We start from the raw sequence: 14,564 nt of genomic DNA, 5'->3' as shown, positions 1-14,564 counted from the left end.
CCATACTCCAGACTAGGGACGGAACATGTTAGTTCCGAAACGTTTTCCCTGTCAAAGCAGGCCCGGAGGATATTTTCAGTATTCTTTCTGCTGGCCGGGCAGGGGGATGGATGTCGGCTTTCCTGGGGAACCGGCATAGGTCAGCAGGAGAACCGTCTGCCCGTCACCGGTCACGCCGCGATGGACGTTATTGACCGACTCCGCGAAGGCTTCGCCCTGATGGAAGGTGCGCTTCTTGCCGCTTTCACGGTCCTCGATCGTGAGGGTGCCTTCAAGCACATAGCCCGCATTGGGATAGGGATGTACATGCCAAGGCAGAGCGGAATGCGCCGGGATCGTCAGCCGGATCATGCTGAGCATCGGGCGGGTCGTCAGGTAATGATCGTAAGGAGTGCCGTTCCAGGAGTGATCGTCCGCGAGGAGATGCTCGGCGTGGCCGCTGGCTGTCGCGGGCGGTGTCGTCTGCGCGATGGCAAGCGGTGCCGAGAGGGTCGCGATTGCCACTGCCCCCGCAAGAAGGGCCGGGTTCATCTGGGGAAGGAAACGCATGGCGCAAAGACTCCTCTTCAGGTGTTGCGTTTTGGCATCACCCTAACGCATGGCACGCCTTTCCGTTCAGGTCATCTTTGTCTCGGGGGGATTTGGGTCTAGAACCCTGATCTTCTGAAACGAGACAGGGGACAGACATGGTTTTCAGCAGGATGCGCGCTTCTTCCGGTCTTCCCTGCGCGCAGGCCGATCTGGACCATGTCGAGAGGATCGTCACCGCTTCGGGAACGTCCTTTGCCCGCGGGATGAGCATTCTTCCGCCGGACCGGCGTCAGGCGATGTTCGCGGTCTACGCTTTCTGCCGTCAGGCGGACGATATTGCGGATGGCGATGCCGGCGTTGCGGACCCGATGGCGGCCCTTCAGGAATGGCACCGCCGGATTGACCAGCTCTATGAAGGTGTGGCGACGGATGCGCTCGATCGTATCCTGATCGTTGCCATCCATCGCTATCAGCTTCAGGCCAAGGATTTCCATGACGTCATCGACGGCATGGCCATGGATTGTGGCGCACCGATCGTTGCCCCCGACGAAGCGACGCTTGATCTGTACTGTGACCGCGTAGCCTCTGCGGTCGGACGGCTTTCGGTCTGCGTCTTCGGGGATTCGTCCGACAATGCGCGGCGCGTGGCCTATCATCTGGGGCGCGCCCTTCAGCTGACCAACATCCTGCGTGACATTGCCGAAGATGCGGGGCGGGGCAGACTGTATCTTCCCGCCGAGCTTCTGACGCGGTTCGATGTTCCCAAGAACCCGCAGGAAGCGCTGTACGCTCACGGTCTGGATCAGGTCGCCCGTATTCTTGCACAACGGGCAAAGGACCATTTCCGTGAAGCCCGCAATGCCATGCGGCTGTGTGACAGCACCGCGATGCGGCCAGCCCGCATGATGGCGGCATCCTATGCGCCGATCCTCTCAGCACTGGAAAAGCGCGGCTGGAAAACGCCAGATATCGCTCCGAAAGTCTGCAAACCCTGGAGACAGCTGCGCACTCTCGCAGCGTATGTGAAGTAAGACCCATGAGCCATGTCCACATCATCGGCGGTGGTCTGGCAGGCCTCTCCGCCGCAATCGAGCTGGCAGCACAGGCCCGGGTCACGGTCTACGAGGCAGGACCGGCCTGCGGCGGGCGGGCCCGCTCCTTTCACGACCGCTCTCTCGATGCCCGGATTGATAACGGCAATCACCTGATCCTGTCAGCGAACGATCTGACGTTCCGTTATCTGGACATCATCGGCGCGCGCCATACCCTGACAGGTCCGGGACTGCCGATCTTTCCGTATTACGATCTCGAGGACAGTCTGGCCTGGACGCTGCGCCTGTCGAAAGGAAAGCTTCCATTCTGGGCGCTGCCGGGCGGCCGACGCGTCCCGGGCATGAAGCTGTCGGAACTGGCTTCCCTGGGTCGCTTCCTGCGCGCTGGCGAGAACACGACCGTGGATGCCTGCCTGAGTTCCGGGCAGCTGAGCCGCAGGCTGCTCGTGCCTTTTGCGATTTCCGTTCTCAATACGGATATCCATACCGGCAGCGCGAAACTGCTTGGAAACGTGATCCGCAAATCCCTCGCCAAGGGCGGCATGACCTGCTGCCCCTGGTTCCCGGAAGTTGGACTGTCCGAAACACTGATTGATCCGGCTGTGGCATATCTGAAGCGCTTTCACGGCGATGTCCGCACGGGTGTCCGCGTCAGTGCCATCGAACAGCAGAATGGCCGGGCAACGGCGCTCGAAACCGCTGAAGGGCGGATCGAGCTCGGCCCTGAAGACCAGGTTATCATGGCCGTCCCGGGGCCTGTCGCGCAGTCCCTGCTGCCGGGGCTGAAATCGCCGGACGCTTTCGAGAGCATCGCGAACGCACATTTCCGTCTCCCGGCCGTGGTTCAGGCCCGGGGCGTGGTGGCTCAGGCCGGATTTGTGGGGCTGGTTGGCGGCATTTCGGAATGGATTTTCCTCAAGGGCGATATCCTGTCCGTCACCGTCAGTGCGGCCAACCGCTACGCCGATCGCGAAAACAGCGAACTGCTGGCCACGATCTGGTCCGAGATCCGGCGCGCGCTTGATCCCGTCCTGTCGCAGTCGCTTCCGGTGGCCATGCCGCCCGCGCGTCTGATCTGGGAAAAGCGGGCAACGTTCGCCGCGACACCCGAGCAGAACCGGCTGCGCCCCGGACCCCGAACGGATCTGGTGAATCTGGCTCTGGCCGGGGACTGGACCGACACCGGACTGCCCTCCACGATCGAAGGCTCCATCCAGTCGGGTCTCCAGGCCGTCGCGGCGCTGGGTTTCCGCTCCGCCGTTGAAAACACGGGATCGTGATGAGCGCTCTCACAGTCATGATTGTAACACAGCTCCCGCCTTTCAGGACCGCCTGTGTCGGGAGAACCGAACAATGCTGATCTATTCTGATATTCTGGAAAAGGAGGACCGCGTGAGCGAGACCTTGTCCCGCCAATCCGTCGAACCCGATGAGATCAATCATGCCATCGAGGGAGCGCAGGCCGCGCTGGGTGGGAAGCAGAAATCAGACGGACACTGGGTTTACGAGCTCGAAGCGGACGCGACGATCCCTGCGGAATATGTACTGCTCGAACATTATCTCGACCGCATCGACCCGGAAAAACAGGCCAAGATCGGTGTCTATCTGCGTCGCATCCAGGGCCATCACGGGGGATGGCCGCTTTATCATGACGGCGGCTTCGATCTTTCGGCGACCGTAAAGGCGTATTTCGCGCTCAAGGCCATCGGGGACGACATCAATGCGCCTCACATGCGCATTGCGCGTGAGGCCATTCTCGATCATGGCGGCGCGGCGCGGACAAACGTGTTCACGCGGATCCAGCTCGCCCTGTTCGGGGAAGTGCCGTGGGACGCAACGCCCGTGATGCCGGTCGAGCTCATGCTCCTGCCACGCAAAGCGTTTTTCTCCGTCTGGAACATGTCCTACTGGTCCCGGGCCGTCATTGCGCCGCTTCTGGTGCTCAACGCGCTGCGTCCCAAGGCCATCAATCCGCGCGGCATCCATGTCCAGGAGCTGTTCGTCAAGCCACCTTCCGAAGTCAAAGACTGGATCCGCGGGCCGTACCGCTCGGTCTGGGGGCGGTTTTTCAAGCATCTGGACTCCGCGCTGCGTCCGGTCCTGCCGCTTATTCCGCGCAGCGTGCACAAGAAGGCCCTCAAGGCCGCCAGCGATTTCATCGAGCCGCGTCTGAGCCGGGGTGGGCTCGGGGCCATCTATCCGGCCATGGCGAATGTCGTGATGATGTACCGCGCCCAGGGTGTGCCGGACAGCGATCCGCGCGCCAAAACGGCATGGGACGCAATCCAGGATCTGCTCGTGGATCATGGTGACGAGATCTACTGCCAGCCCTGCGTCTCGCCGGTCTGGGATACGGGCCTGTCGGGCCTTGCGATGATCGAAGCGGCGTCCGGACCGGCCGGCACGAAAACCAAGGAAACACTCGCCGCGCTGAAAAAGAGTGCTGAATGGCTGCGGGAACACCAGATCCTGGACGTCAAGGGCGACTGGGCCATCAATGCGCCTGACCTTCGGCCCGGTGGCTGGGCGTTCCAGTACGAGAACGATTACTACCCGGACGTCGATGACACCGCCGTCGTGGCCATGCTGCTGCATCGTGTCGATCCCGAGAATAGCCGCGAGGCCATCTCTCGCGCCCGGGAATGGATCATCGGCATGCAGAGCACCAATGGCGGCTGGGGTGCGTTCGATATCGACAACGACCACGAACTGCTCAACCACATTCCCTTCTCGGATCACGGCGCACTTCTGGATCCGCCGACTGCGGATGTCTCGGCGCGTTGCATTTCCTTCCTGGCGCAGCTTGGAGACCCGGATGACCGGCCGGTCATCCTCAAGGCGATCGAATATCTGCGCTCGGAACAGGAGCCCGAGGGCTGCTGGTTCGGCCGGTGGGGAACGAATTACATCTACGGAACATGGTCGGTCCTGTGCGCCCTGAACATCGCAGGCGTGCCCCATGATGATCCGATGGTCCTGCGGGCCGTAAACTGGCTTGAGAGCGTCCAGCGTCCGGATGGTGGCTGGGGCGAGGACTGCGCCACTTACGAGGGCGGCACAGCTGGTACGTACAAGAAGAGTCTGCCGTCCCAGACTGCCTGGGCCGTCCTCGCTCTCATGGCCGTTGGTCGCCGCGAGAGTGAGGCCGTCAAGCGCGGTGTGGCCTATCTCGTGTCCCAGCAGAACGAAAAGGGCGAATGGCAGGAAGAAGCCTATAATGCCGTTGGCTTCCCGAAGGTCTTCTACCTGCGCTATCATGGCTACAAGCAGTTCTTCCCGCTGACTGCCTTGGCCCGTTATCGCAATCTCGGTGTGAGCAACAGCGGCAAGGTGGAGTACGGGTTCTGATGCTTGGTATTCTCGCAGGTCTGAAACAGGAAGCCCGTCTGATCCGGCGCTTCCTGCCGAATGCTCCCGTGGCATTGAGCAATGCCACGCCGGAAGGCGCGCGCAGGGGGGTGGAACGTCTGCTCAAGGCAGGCGCAACGGAACTCCTGTCTTTCGGATGTGCGGGAAGCCTCTCACCGGACGTCGCACCTGGAACAGTCATCGTGGCGGACCATATCCGCTACCAGGACAGGGATATTTCCTGCGATCCGCATCTGAGCGAAATGTTCGGCTCGGCCTATGCGCGACGCGGGGGCATCCTGCACAGCGATGTGCTGGTGGAACTGGGTCTGGAAAAAGCCTGGTATTTTTCGCAGACGAAATGCTTGGCCGTGGACATGGAAAGCGGCGTCGTTGCCGATGCGGGCGTACCTTTTGCTGTTCTGCGGGTGGTCTGTGACGATGCGACGCGCGACCTTCCGTCTGCGGTCAAGACCAGCGTCAGAGACGGGGCCGTATATGTGCCCGGCCTGCTGGGTTCCCTGTTGCGACATCCCCTGCAGATCGGCGGACTGATCCGTCTGGGCAGGGAAGCGGCCATAGCACAGCGTTCCATGGCTTCATTTCTGCAGGCCAATCCGCCTCAGGCCTGAGAAGGTCCCCGCACCGGCAAACGTGGCTGCGACACCCATCGGAACGAGCCACGGGAAGGCAATAGGATGCCCCTCGATCCGGACGAGGGAGACGAGTGCCAGCACGATCACGGCGGATATGAAACCGGCAATCGCAGCCCGTTCCTCCCGGGAATGGCCAATCATGGCCAGCAGGAACACTCCGAGCGTGGCGCCATAGCTGTAGGACGCGATGGAGAGACCGAAGACGACAGCCGAACCGCTCGGGCGCGAAAATAGCAGCGCGGTCAAAACGAGAAGAAAAGCCCAGAGCGCCGTCAGGCTCCTCAGGGAGAACGGGCCGTGCGGCATAAAGTCTGCCCGGGTTGCGGCCGCCATGGCGTTCATGGCGCTGGACAGGGACCCCATGGTCGCGGCGAGAACGCCTGCGATCATGAGGCCGCTTAACACAGGCGGCAAAGTCAGGATGAAATGCGGGAACAGTGCGTCGGGCCGGGCACCCTGAGCCGGCATCAGATCACGCAGTGCCATGCCGATGCAGGAAAGCAGGGCAAAAAGCCCTCCCACGACGAAAACACTGCCGATCATCGCCGCACGCGCACCATTGAGGGTCTTTGCCGCGAGACAACGTTGCAGCATCAACTGATCGGTCCCGTGCGAAGCCAGCGCCAGAATGGCCCCGCCGATGACTGCGCCGGCGATGGAAAACGGATCTGTAAAAACGGGCAGGCCGTGACTGAAGACAGGGGCCCAGTGAAAGGGAGCTGTCCCGGCGCGGCACCAGATCACGACCAGACAGGCAATACTTCCGCCCAGATACAGTCCAAGCTGGAGACTGTCAGACCAGACAACAGCTTTCAGGCCGCCCGCGATCGTATAGGTCAGCGTCAGCAGAACGATCAGAAATAGAAGAAGCAGGTCCGAGACAGGGTAGCCCATGCTGGCAAACAGCATCGAGACGGGAAGCATTCCGGCATAAAGGCGAACGCCCTCAGCGACGAGACGGGTGATCAGAAAGGTGCCGGAGAGGAGCTTCTGCAGTTTTGTGCCAAATCTCTGGCCGATATAGCGATAGATGGATGTCGCGCCGCGTTCATGCAGCGGCAGAAACCAGATTGCGACCGCCGTGCGGCCAATCAGGTATCCAATGGCCAGCCCGACAAAAACATACCCCTTGAGGTAAGCCACGCCCGGGACACTGACGATGGTCAGGGTCGATGTTTCGGTCGCGACCAGCGAGAGGCAGATCGCCCAGGGCGGGAGATCCTTGTGAGGCTGCCGGGCCAGCACAAGCGAGATAACGGGCAGAAAGCAGAGATACAGAAGAATAACGAGCAGGCTGGCAAGCATCGAGACGGGTTATTCTTCCGAAAAAATCTATGCGGGATGGCGGTATCTGCTGCCCTCAGGCACCCTTGCTGCTTTCGAGCAGACGCTCCGGGCGAAAACCCGTTGCAATGACATAAAGCTCGCTGGATTCCTTGCGGGAGGCCGGGGGTTTGACGTGCTTGACGCTGGAAAACGCCGTTTTCATCAGTGCTAGCATATCCTTTTCCGAGCCGCCCTGGAACACCTTGGCGATGAAGCTTCCTCCTTCAGCCAAGACCTGAAAAGCGAAATCAAGCGCACCTTCCGCGAGACCCATGATCCGCATATGGTCGGTTGCGGCATGACCCGTCGTGTTCGGCGCCATATCGGACATGACGAGATCGGCCGGACCACCCAGCATATCCTTCAGGCGATCCGGCATCTCGGGATCCGTGAAGTCGCCCTCAATGATTTCCGCACCGGCAACAGGATCGACCGGAAGCAGATCCAGCCCCACGACATGTTTCGCGCCACGCTTGACAGCGACCTGGGTCCATCCACCGGGAGCAGCGCCCAGATCGATGATCCGCGTGCCTTCCCCGATCAGTTTAAATCGGTCGTCAATTTCAATCAGCTTGAAGGCAGCACGCGAACGCCAGCCCTGCTTGCGGGCGGCTGCGACATAGGGATCGTTCAACTGGCGATTGAGCCAGCGCTGCTGGGCCGTGGTGCGTCCACGGGCCGTGCGGAGCGATACGGTCTTGTTGCGGGCCGTGCGGGCGGTTGCGGAATCAAGTGTTGCGTCGTTTTCACCGGGGTTGGAGGCGCTTTTCAGGGCCTTGCCCGGAATACGCTTCGGTCCCGTGTCCTTGCTGGAACCGGAGCGGGATCTTGGCGGCTTCATATCGTGGCGTATGTCCCGAATGGGCCCCGTGACCGGGGCGTGGCATGGCGACTGGTCGTGCTGCGCCCCTTGCCGGAACGCTGACCGTGATCGCGGGCCATACGCAGCAACATCCCGTCGCGCAACCCCCGGTCCGCAATCGTTACGTCCTCAACCGGCCACAGACGGTGGATCGCTTCGAAGATTGCACAGCCCGGCAGAACGAATTTCATGCGTTCTGCCCCCACGCACGGATGCTCCGCCAGTTCGTCACGATCCAAACGCCGCAGGCTGCCGATGGCATCCACCATGCTTGGGCCAGGCAGTGTCAGTCCATCAATCGCCGCGCGGTTGTAGCGGGGCAGGGAAAGCGCCACCCCGGCGAGCGTCGTCACTGTTCCGGAGGTACCGATCAGCCGTGTTTTGCCGTGCGTTACCTCACGCCGGATACGATGCACGGTCTCGAAGTCCTTCAGATAGTCCTGAACGTGACTGACCATCGTCTCATAAGAGGGGCCATGTCCTTCACCGAACATTTCCTGAAGGGTAATCACGCCAACGGGAACACTTGTCGTGCCGATCAGGGTCTGGGTCTGACGCTCCGGATCGATCCGGACCCAGGCGACCTCGGTAGAACCGCCGCCGATATCAAAAAGGACACCACGATCCGCCTGGACGGGCTTGTGTTCGGGCTGCCGGAAGAGGGGGGAGCAGCTTTCAAGCGCCAGTTCCGCTTCTTCACGGGCCGTGATGATGTCGATGGTCAGACCTGTCTCATGCTGTACGCGCGCCAGGAACTCGCGACCGTTGGCAGCCTGACGGCACGCTTCGGTCGCAACGGCGCGGACATGAACGAGGGGCCACTGCTTCATGCGTTCCGCACAGATACGAAGAGCATCGAGCGCGCGCTTCATGGACTCTTCGGCAAGACGGCCACTGGCGCGCAGGCCTTCACCCAGACGGACTGAGCGGTTGAAGCTGTCCACCACACGAAAACCGTTGGGCGTGCCTGCTGCAATCATGAGACGGCAGTTGTTGGTACCGAGATCGATGGCACCAAAGAACGGACCCGTGCGTCTGGCAGACGCATGCACAGGCACGGGGCCTGACAGGTTGTGATCCGTTCCATACCTCATCATGTGTTTCGGCTCCCGCTTGCCCGTGATCTGGGACCTTGGAAAAGCAGCATGGGGTGCGCGGGACCCTAGTCGCAAGAAAAATATCAGTTTTTCTGAAAAAAATGTCTATCGCCCCCTTGCGCCGTCCCGGAGCGATTGATAAACACCCTCTCACCGCTTGGGAGATAGTTTAGCGGTAGAACTACCGGCTCTGACCCGGTCAGCCCTGGTTCGAATCCAGGTCTCCCAGCCAAAAAGTCCTCAGAAAATACCGCAAAAAAGAGACTTCCCCTCAGGGGGTAAAGTGCTCTATGAGGACCCGCCAACGGCCGGACGGCCTCTTGGTCTCCGGTTCACACACATCGCGTCGTCACGACGCATGACGTAACGGGGGCAAGCGGGCATGACATCATCTTCCGGCACAACCAATCTTAATGAGCGCATCCGCGATGCTCTAGCTTTTGACGACGTTCTCGTCGAGCCGGCTGAATCGTCGGTCCTGCCGGCACAGACCTCCACACGGACCCGCCTGACGCGCTCCATCGAACTGAACATCCCGCTGATGTCGTCCGCCATGGATACCGTGACGGAAGACGGCATGGCCATCGCGATGGCGCAGCAGGGCGGCATGGGCGTCATTCACAAGAACCTGTCCATCGAGGAGCAGGCCGAGCAGGTCCGTCGCGTCAAGCGCTTCGAATCAGGCATGGTCGTCAATCCTGTCACGGTCGGGCCAGACCAGACGCTGGCCGAGGTTCAGGCCATCATGGCGCGACATGGCGTCTCCGGCCTTCCTGTCATTGAAGATGGCAGCGGCGTTCTCGTCGGCATCCTGACCAACCGTGACATGCGCTTCACGACCGATCCGAACACGCGCGTTCGCGACCTGATGACCCATGAAAACCTCGTGACGGTCCTCAACGGCGCAGCGCCGGATGAGGCGCGCACGCTCCTGCATCGCCACCGGATCGAAAAGCTCCTGGTGGTGGACGAGGCGAAGCGCTGCATCGGACTGATCACCGTCAAGGACATGGACAAGGCCATCGCGCATCCGCTGGCCATCAAGGACTCCCAGGGCCGTCTGCGCTGCGCTGCGGCCGTAGGCGTCGGGGAAGACGGCTTCCGTCGCGCTGCTGCTCTTGCAGAGGCCGGGGTCGACGTCATTGTCGTGGATACGGCCCACGGACACTCCCGCGGTGTTCTGACTGCGGTTGAAACGCTCAAGAGCCGTCACGGGGACCTGCAGGTCATCGCAGGTAACGTTGCAACGCCGCAGGCTGCACGTGCGCTGATTGCAGCTGGTGCCGACTGCGTGAAGATCGGTATCGGACCGGGATCCATCTGCACGACGCGCGTCGTGGCGGGCGTGGGCGTGCCGCAGTTCTCCGCCGTCATGGAAACGGCTGTCGCCTGTCATGAGCTGGACATCCCGGCTATTGCGGATGGTGGCGTCCGGACATCGGGCGATATCGTTAAGGCAATTGGCGCGGGTGCTGACGTGGTGATGGTCGGCTCGCTGCTGGCCGGCACGGATGAGAGCCCGGGCGAGACCTTCCTGTATCAGGGTCGCTCCTACAAGGCCTATCGTGGCATGGGCTCGCTCGGGGCCATGGCGCGCGGTTCTGCGGACCGTTATTTCCAGGCGGAAGTCCGCGATACGCTCAAGCTGGTCCCGGAAGGCATCGAGGGCCAGGTTCCCTACAAGGGCGGCATGGCTCCGGTCATCCATCAGCTCGTTGGCGGCCTGAAAGCGGGCATGGGCTACACGGGATCGGCCACGGTGGCTGATCTTCAGGTCCGGACCATGTTCCGTCGCATCACGAATGCAGGCCTGCGTGAGAGCCACGTTCATGACGTGACGATCACCCGCGAAGCCCCGAACTACCGCCGGGACTGAACGTCCCCGCGTCAAAGCCTCTCGCAATGAGAGGCCAAACGGGCTACGGGGGCGCTATGACCCCCGCAGCCCGTCTTTCAGGCGCCATCGATCTGCTCTGTGCGATCCAGAACGCGCCCCGCCGTCCAGCCGACGCCACAGCCAACGCCTTTTTCCGCGAGCGCCGTTATATCGGTGGCGGTGACCGGCGAGCCATTTCCGCAATCGTCTGGGACGTCCTGCGGGGCTGGAGACGGCTGCAATGGCATCTCAAGGATATTTCCGGCGACATTTCCCCACGCCTGCTGTGCTCGGCATCGCTCCTCCTTGGTGGGGAAACGATGGAAAACGTCCGCAAGCTGTTCAGTGGCGAGCGCTATGCGCAGAAGCCTCTGACGTCACGTGAAGATATGGCGCTTAAGGGACTGGAAGGAAAAGAACTTTCCACCCAGAAACAGCCTATCGCAGTGCGGCTTGAATATCCGGACTGGCTGGACAGTGCGCTGCGCGAGACGTTCGGCAACCGGCTTCCGGACGAGATGGAAGCCATGCTCGGAACGCCGACGCTCGATCTGCGCGTCAATCTGCTGAAGGGAAGCCGTGAGGCGGCCATCCGCGAGCTTCGCCGCGAATCGCTTCAGGCAGAACCGACGAAGCTTTCGCCCTGGGGACTGCGGCTTGACGGGCGCCAGCCGGTCACGGCGACGCAGGCTTTCAAGGATGGGCTGGTCGAAATCCAGGACGAGGGCAGTCAGCTTGTGGTTGCGGCCGCAGATGCGCGCGGCGAGCACCGCGTTCTGGATTACTGCGCGGGTGCGGGCGGCAAGACGCTGGCACTGGCGATGACCATGGAGAACCGCGGACATATCGTAGCCTGTGACGTGCATGAGAAACGTCTGGACGGAGCGGTCAAGAGGCTGCGTCGGGCAGGCGTTCATAACGTCGAGCGGCATCTTCTGGTGTCGGGGGACAAATGGGCCAAGCGTCGGGCCGGCAGCTTCGACCGGGTACTGGTCGATGCGCCGTGCTCGGGAACAGGAACCTGGCGCCGGAACCCGGATGCACGACTGCGCCTGACCCCGGAAGACATTCAGGAGCTTGTCATCAAACAGGCGCAGATCCTTGATCGTGCAGCATCTTTGGTGAAGCCGGGCGGACGGATAATCTATGCGACCTGTTCGCTTCTGGCGTGCGAGAACGGGCAGCAGATCGATGCCTTCCTCAAGCGTCGCACGGATTTCGTGCGCCTGCCGAAAGAGCAGATGTCTGAACTTCTGCCTGCCGAACTGCGGAACAAGGCGCAGTTTTCCCTGACGCCGCTGCGGGATGGAACCGACGGGTTCTTTGCCTGCGTGCTGGAGCGGGTCGTGGCAGATGTGAAGCCTGAAGAGACGACCGAAACGACTGAAACTGCTGTTACGACACCGGTGGCAGAAGGTCCTTCCACATAACCAGAGCGTCCACATAGCCTTTGGACGGGTGGTCGAACGCTCCGGGGAGCGTGCCGATCACCCGGAAGCCCAGTGATTTCCACAGGGCTATGGCCCGCAGGTTGGTGCTGACAACGAAATTGAACTGCATGGCGCGGAAGCCGAGTTTCGTGGCTTCCGCCATAGCATGTTCGGCCATGAGGCGGCCCGCGCCAAAGGCGGACCGGGCGACGAAACCGGCATTGGCGATATGCGCGCCACCGCCTTTCTGATTGGCCTGAAGATAGAATGTCCCGACGATCGCATGGTCACGGGTCTGCGCGACATAGACGCGATGCTCCACATCCATCCAGTACGCCAGCGCCTGCCGCCGTCCCCAGTGACGGGGCAACGCGTAGGTTTCTGCCTTGCGCAGGACAGGGGACAGGAGACGCCAGATTCCTTCACGGTCCAGCGACTGGGCGGGACGGATCAGGAGGTCCGTGTCGGGCTGGGATGGCGGGAGCGTCATAACGGAACATTATTCCATATTTTAGGTGCATTGGCTGATCCGGGATATGATACCGCTTCGTATCCATAACCCGGAGCCCGTCCCGAACATCCATGCAATATGACATTCTTATCGGCATTGCCTCGACTTTCGGAGCGGGGATGCTGGCCCAGTGGATCGCCTGGCGATTCCGGCTTCCGGCTATTGTCCTTCTGTTTTCGCTTGGTCTGATCTTCGGGCCCGGGCTGGGTATTCTTCATCCATCGGAGACGATGGGGTGGATGTTCCGGCCTCTCGTGTCGCTGCTGGTGGCGCTAGTGGTGTTCGAAGGCGGCATGGCGCTGGATTTCCGCCAGTTGCGCGAGGCAGGGGAAGGCGTTGCACGCCTGACGATGCTTGCACTGCCGATCAACTGGGTTCTGGGCTCCTTGGCGGCGCATTATGTGGCGCATCTGGAGTGGGGCACCTCCATGCTGTTCGGGGCGATCGTCGTCGTGACGGGACCGACCGTGGTTCTACCGCTACTGCGTAGTGCCAAGCTGCAGCCGCGCGTGGCGGCGTTCCTGCGCTGGGAAGCCATCGTCAACGATCCTCTGGGCGCGATTCTGGCGGCCGTCGTCCTTCAGCTCCTGATGCTGCATGTGGACGTTCATGCAGATGTGTTCTTCACGCATACGCTGCCGGATCTGCTGGGGGCAATTGCCGTTTCGCTGTCAGCAGGAATCCTGCCGGCCTATCTGATCCGCTATCTCTTCACGCGCGATCTGATGCCGGAAATTCTCAAGACCCCGATGCTGATCTCGATGGCGCTGGTGATCTTTTCGCTGTGCAATCTGGAGATGGGCGGCGCGGGGCTGATGGCGGTCACGATCTTCGGCATGGCTCTGGCGAATCTCCAGATTCCTGGTGTCACGGAACTGCGGCGCATGAAGGAATCGCTCGTGGTGCTGGTCGTGTCCGTGCTGTTCATCATGCTGACGGCCGATCTGCACCGCGATGTTCTGGCCCGGCTTTCCATTCCGATTTTTGCGCTGACGGTCGTGGTCCTGTTCGTCGTGAGGCCACTGGGCATTTTCCTGTCCACGCTGGGGACGAGCATGCCCTGGAAGGAAAAGCTGTTTGTCGGCTGGATCGCACCACGCGGTATTGTGGCGGCGGCTGTGGCCGGTGAGGCGGGAATCAGCCTCAAGGAAGCAGGATATCAGTCCGCCGATCTCATCATGCCGGCGGTGTTCGCCGTGATTGCGGTCACGATGATCCTGCATGGATTTTCACTCGGGCCGATCGCGCGGCTGCTGAAGCTCACGCTGTCCAACGATCCGGCTATTGCGATTCTGGGGGCAAGCCCGTGGTCCATCAATTTTGCGTCCTGTCTGCGCAGAGCCGGCGTGCCCGTGCTTCTGGTAGACAACCGTTCCAGTGCGCTCATGCCGGCGACACGTCAGGATATTCCCGTCCTGCGGGCGGAACTCCTGTCCCAGCACGGGCAGGAATCCTTTGAGGAACGCCCCGCAGACTATCTGATCGCGACGACGGGTGACGGTATCTATAACGGGATGGTGTGTGGACATCTGGCGCCGACCATGGGGCGGCAGCGCGTCTATCAGATCAGCCCCGGCGTGGCGCGACTGGATTTCTATCACGGCCTGTCACGCGATGCGCGGGGCAAGGTTCTGGGTGAGCCCGCCTGGAATTACACCCTGTTCGATACGCTATTCGAACAGGGGTGGCGGTTCGTGGCAGTGGAAGCCACGGAAGAAAGCGCGCCGACTTTCGGGACGGATGAGAACAGGCTCGACATTCTTGTGGTGCGGCGTGACGGAAACATCCTGATCCGGTCAGCCGAAGACAATGACAAAGCCGTGCCCCAGCCGGGGGATTACATGGTCTCGATGGTCCCACCAGGAGCAGACTAAG

General features: G+C 61.5%; 12 protein-coding genes and 1 tRNA gene. 8 read left to right on the top strand and 5 right to left on the bottom strand.

Going from position 1 to position 14,564, the window contains the following annotated elements:
• Positions 1-75: 75 nt before the first annotated feature.
• Positions 76-549: a cupin domain-containing protein gene (locus tag GOX01_RS05695; RefSeq protein WP_011253761.1), complete on the bottom strand. Its 474-nt coding sequence runs from the start codon at positions 547-549 to the stop codon at positions 76-78.
• A gap of 137 nt (positions 550-686) precedes the next feature.
• Between GOX01_RS05695 and hpnD the strand changes: the two genes are divergently transcribed.
• From hpnD to GOX01_RS05675, 4 genes are all read left to right on the top strand, one after another.
• Positions 687-1,562: a presqualene diphosphate synthase HpnD gene (gene hpnD / locus GOX01_RS05690; RefSeq protein ID WP_011253762.1), complete on the top strand. Its 876-nt coding sequence runs from the start codon at positions 687-689 to the stop codon at positions 1,560-1,562.
• A gap of 5 nt (positions 1,563-1,567) precedes the next feature.
• Positions 1,568-2,863, top strand: coding sequence for a hydroxysqualene dehydroxylase HpnE (hpnE, locus tag GOX01_RS05685; RefSeq protein ID WP_011253763.1), 1,296 nt, complete (start codon positions 1,568-1,570; stop codon positions 2,861-2,863).
• Positions 2,864-2,936: 73 nt separating this feature from the next.
• Complete coding sequence (gene shc / locus GOX01_RS05680) at positions 2,937-4,931, top strand: squalene--hopene cyclase (RefSeq protein WP_011253764.1); 1,995 nt, start codon at positions 2,937-2,939, stop codon at positions 4,929-4,931.
• Positions 4,931-5,563: a phosphorylase family protein gene (locus tag GOX01_RS05675; protein ID WP_024716893.1), complete on the top strand. Its 633-nt coding sequence runs from the start codon at positions 4,931-4,933 to the stop codon at positions 5,561-5,563. Before shc ends, GOX01_RS05675 begins: the two co-directional genes overlap by 1 nt.
• Here GOX01_RS05675 and GOX01_RS05670 read toward each other — a convergent pair.
• From GOX01_RS05670 to GOX01_RS05660, 3 genes are read right to left on the bottom strand one after another with little or no spacing between them, the layout of a single operon-like run.
• Complete coding sequence (locus GOX01_RS05670) at positions 5,531-6,892, bottom strand: sodium:solute symporter family transporter (RefSeq protein ID WP_011253765.1); 1,362 nt, start codon at positions 6,890-6,892, stop codon at positions 5,531-5,533. The two genes, GOX01_RS05675 and GOX01_RS05670, sit on opposite strands and share 33 nt — an antisense overlap.
• Before the next feature lie 55 nt (positions 6,893-6,947).
• Positions 6,948-7,754 (bottom strand): RlmE family RNA methyltransferase, encoded by an 807-nt coding sequence (locus tag GOX01_RS05665; RefSeq protein ID WP_011253766.1) that lies wholly within the window; start codon positions 7,752-7,754, stop codon positions 6,948-6,950.
• A complete protein-coding gene (locus tag GOX01_RS05660) occupies positions 7,751-8,872 on the bottom strand; it encodes a Ppx/GppA phosphatase family protein (RefSeq protein WP_011253767.1) in 1,122 nt (373 codons plus the stop codon). Before GOX01_RS05660 ends, GOX01_RS05665 begins: the two co-directional genes overlap by 4 nt.
• A gap of 158 nt (positions 8,873-9,030) precedes the next feature.
• On the opposite strand from GOX01_RS05660, the gene GOX01_RS05655 reads away from it, so the two are divergent.
• The 3 genes from GOX01_RS05655 (at position 9,031) to GOX01_RS05645 (ending at position 12,178) form a co-directional block, all read left to right on the top strand.
• Positions 9,031-9,104 (top strand) — tRNA-Gln (locus GOX01_RS05655).
• A 150-nt stretch (positions 9,105-9,254) separates the two neighbouring features.
• Positions 9,255-10,748, top strand: coding sequence for an IMP dehydrogenase (gene guaB, locus GOX01_RS05650; RefSeq protein WP_011253768.1), 1,494 nt, complete (start codon positions 9,255-9,257; stop codon positions 10,746-10,748).
• A gap of 56 nt (positions 10,749-10,804) precedes the next feature.
• Positions 10,805-12,178 carry an RsmB/NOP family class I SAM-dependent RNA methyltransferase gene (locus GOX01_RS05645; RefSeq protein ID WP_011253769.1) on the top strand — a complete coding sequence of 458 codons (1,374 nt, stop codon included), beginning with the start codon at positions 10,805-10,807 and terminating at the stop codon, positions 12,176-12,178.
• Here the strand turns inward: GOX01_RS05645 and GOX01_RS05640 are convergent.
• Positions 12,144-12,668 carry a GNAT family N-acetyltransferase gene (locus GOX01_RS05640; RefSeq protein WP_011253770.1) on the bottom strand — a complete coding sequence of 175 codons (525 nt, stop codon included), beginning with the start codon at positions 12,666-12,668 and terminating at the stop codon, positions 12,144-12,146. The two genes, GOX01_RS05645 and GOX01_RS05640, sit on opposite strands and share 35 nt — an antisense overlap.
• A 92-nt stretch (positions 12,669-12,760) precedes the next feature.
• On the opposite strand from GOX01_RS05640, the gene GOX01_RS05635 reads away from it, so the two are divergent.
• The gene (locus tag GOX01_RS05635) at positions 12,761-14,563 is read left to right on the top strand and encodes a cation:proton antiporter (protein ID WP_011253771.1); all 1,803 of its coding nucleotides are present in this window, start codon (positions 12,761-12,763) and stop codon (positions 14,561-14,563) included.
• Position 14,564 lies beyond the last annotated feature (1 nt).

It is taken from the genome of Gluconobacter oxydans (genome assembly GCF_006539685.1).
GTDB classification, from domain to species: domain Bacteria; phylum Pseudomonadota; class Alphaproteobacteria; order Acetobacterales; family Acetobacteraceae; genus Gluconobacter; species Gluconobacter oxydans.
This window is presented reverse-complemented; position numbering and strand designations above follow the sequence as displayed.

Bases quoted from the DNA above. Each gene is read 5' to 3' on its own strand.
- GOX01_RS05695 (WP_011253761.1), bottom strand. From the start codon at position 549: ATGCGTTTCCTTCCCCAGATGAACCCGGCCCTTCTTGCGGGGGCAGTG.
- shc (WP_011253764.1), top strand. From the start codon at position 2,937: ATGCTGATCTATTCTGATATTCTGGAAAAGGAGGACCGCGTGAGCGAG.
- hpnD (WP_011253762.1), top strand. From the start codon at position 687: ATGGTTTTCAGCAGGATGCGCGCTTCTTCCGGTCTTCCCTGCGCGCAG.
- GOX01_RS05675 (WP_024716893.1), top strand. From the start codon at position 4,931: ATGCTTGGTATTCTCGCAGGTCTGAAACAGGAAGCCCGTCTGATCCGG.
- GOX01_RS05640 (WP_011253770.1), bottom strand. From the start codon at position 12,668: ATGACGCTCCCGCCATCCCAGCCCGACACGGACCTCCTGATCCGTCCC.
- GOX01_RS05660 (WP_011253767.1), bottom strand. From the start codon at position 8,872: ATGATGAGGTATGGAACGGATCACAACCTGTCAGGCCCCGTGCCTGTG.
- GOX01_RS05670 (WP_011253765.1), bottom strand. From the start codon at position 6,892: ATGCTTGCCAGCCTGCTCGTTATTCTTCTGTATCTCTGCTTTCTGCCC.
- GOX01_RS05635 (WP_011253771.1), top strand. From the start codon at position 12,761: ATGCAATATGACATTCTTATCGGCATTGCCTCGACTTTCGGAGCGGGG.
- guaB (WP_011253768.1), top strand. From the start codon at position 9,255: ATGACATCATCTTCCGGCACAACCAATCTTAATGAGCGCATCCGCGAT.
- hpnE (WP_011253763.1), top strand. From the start codon at position 1,568: ATGAGCCATGTCCACATCATCGGCGGTGGTCTGGCAGGCCTCTCCGCC.
- GOX01_RS05645 (WP_011253769.1), top strand. From the start codon at position 10,805: ATGACCCCCGCAGCCCGTCTTTCAGGCGCCATCGATCTGCTCTGTGCG.
- GOX01_RS05665 (WP_011253766.1), bottom strand. From the start codon at position 7,754: ATGAAGCCGCCAAGATCCCGCTCCGGTTCCAGCAAGGACACGGGACCG.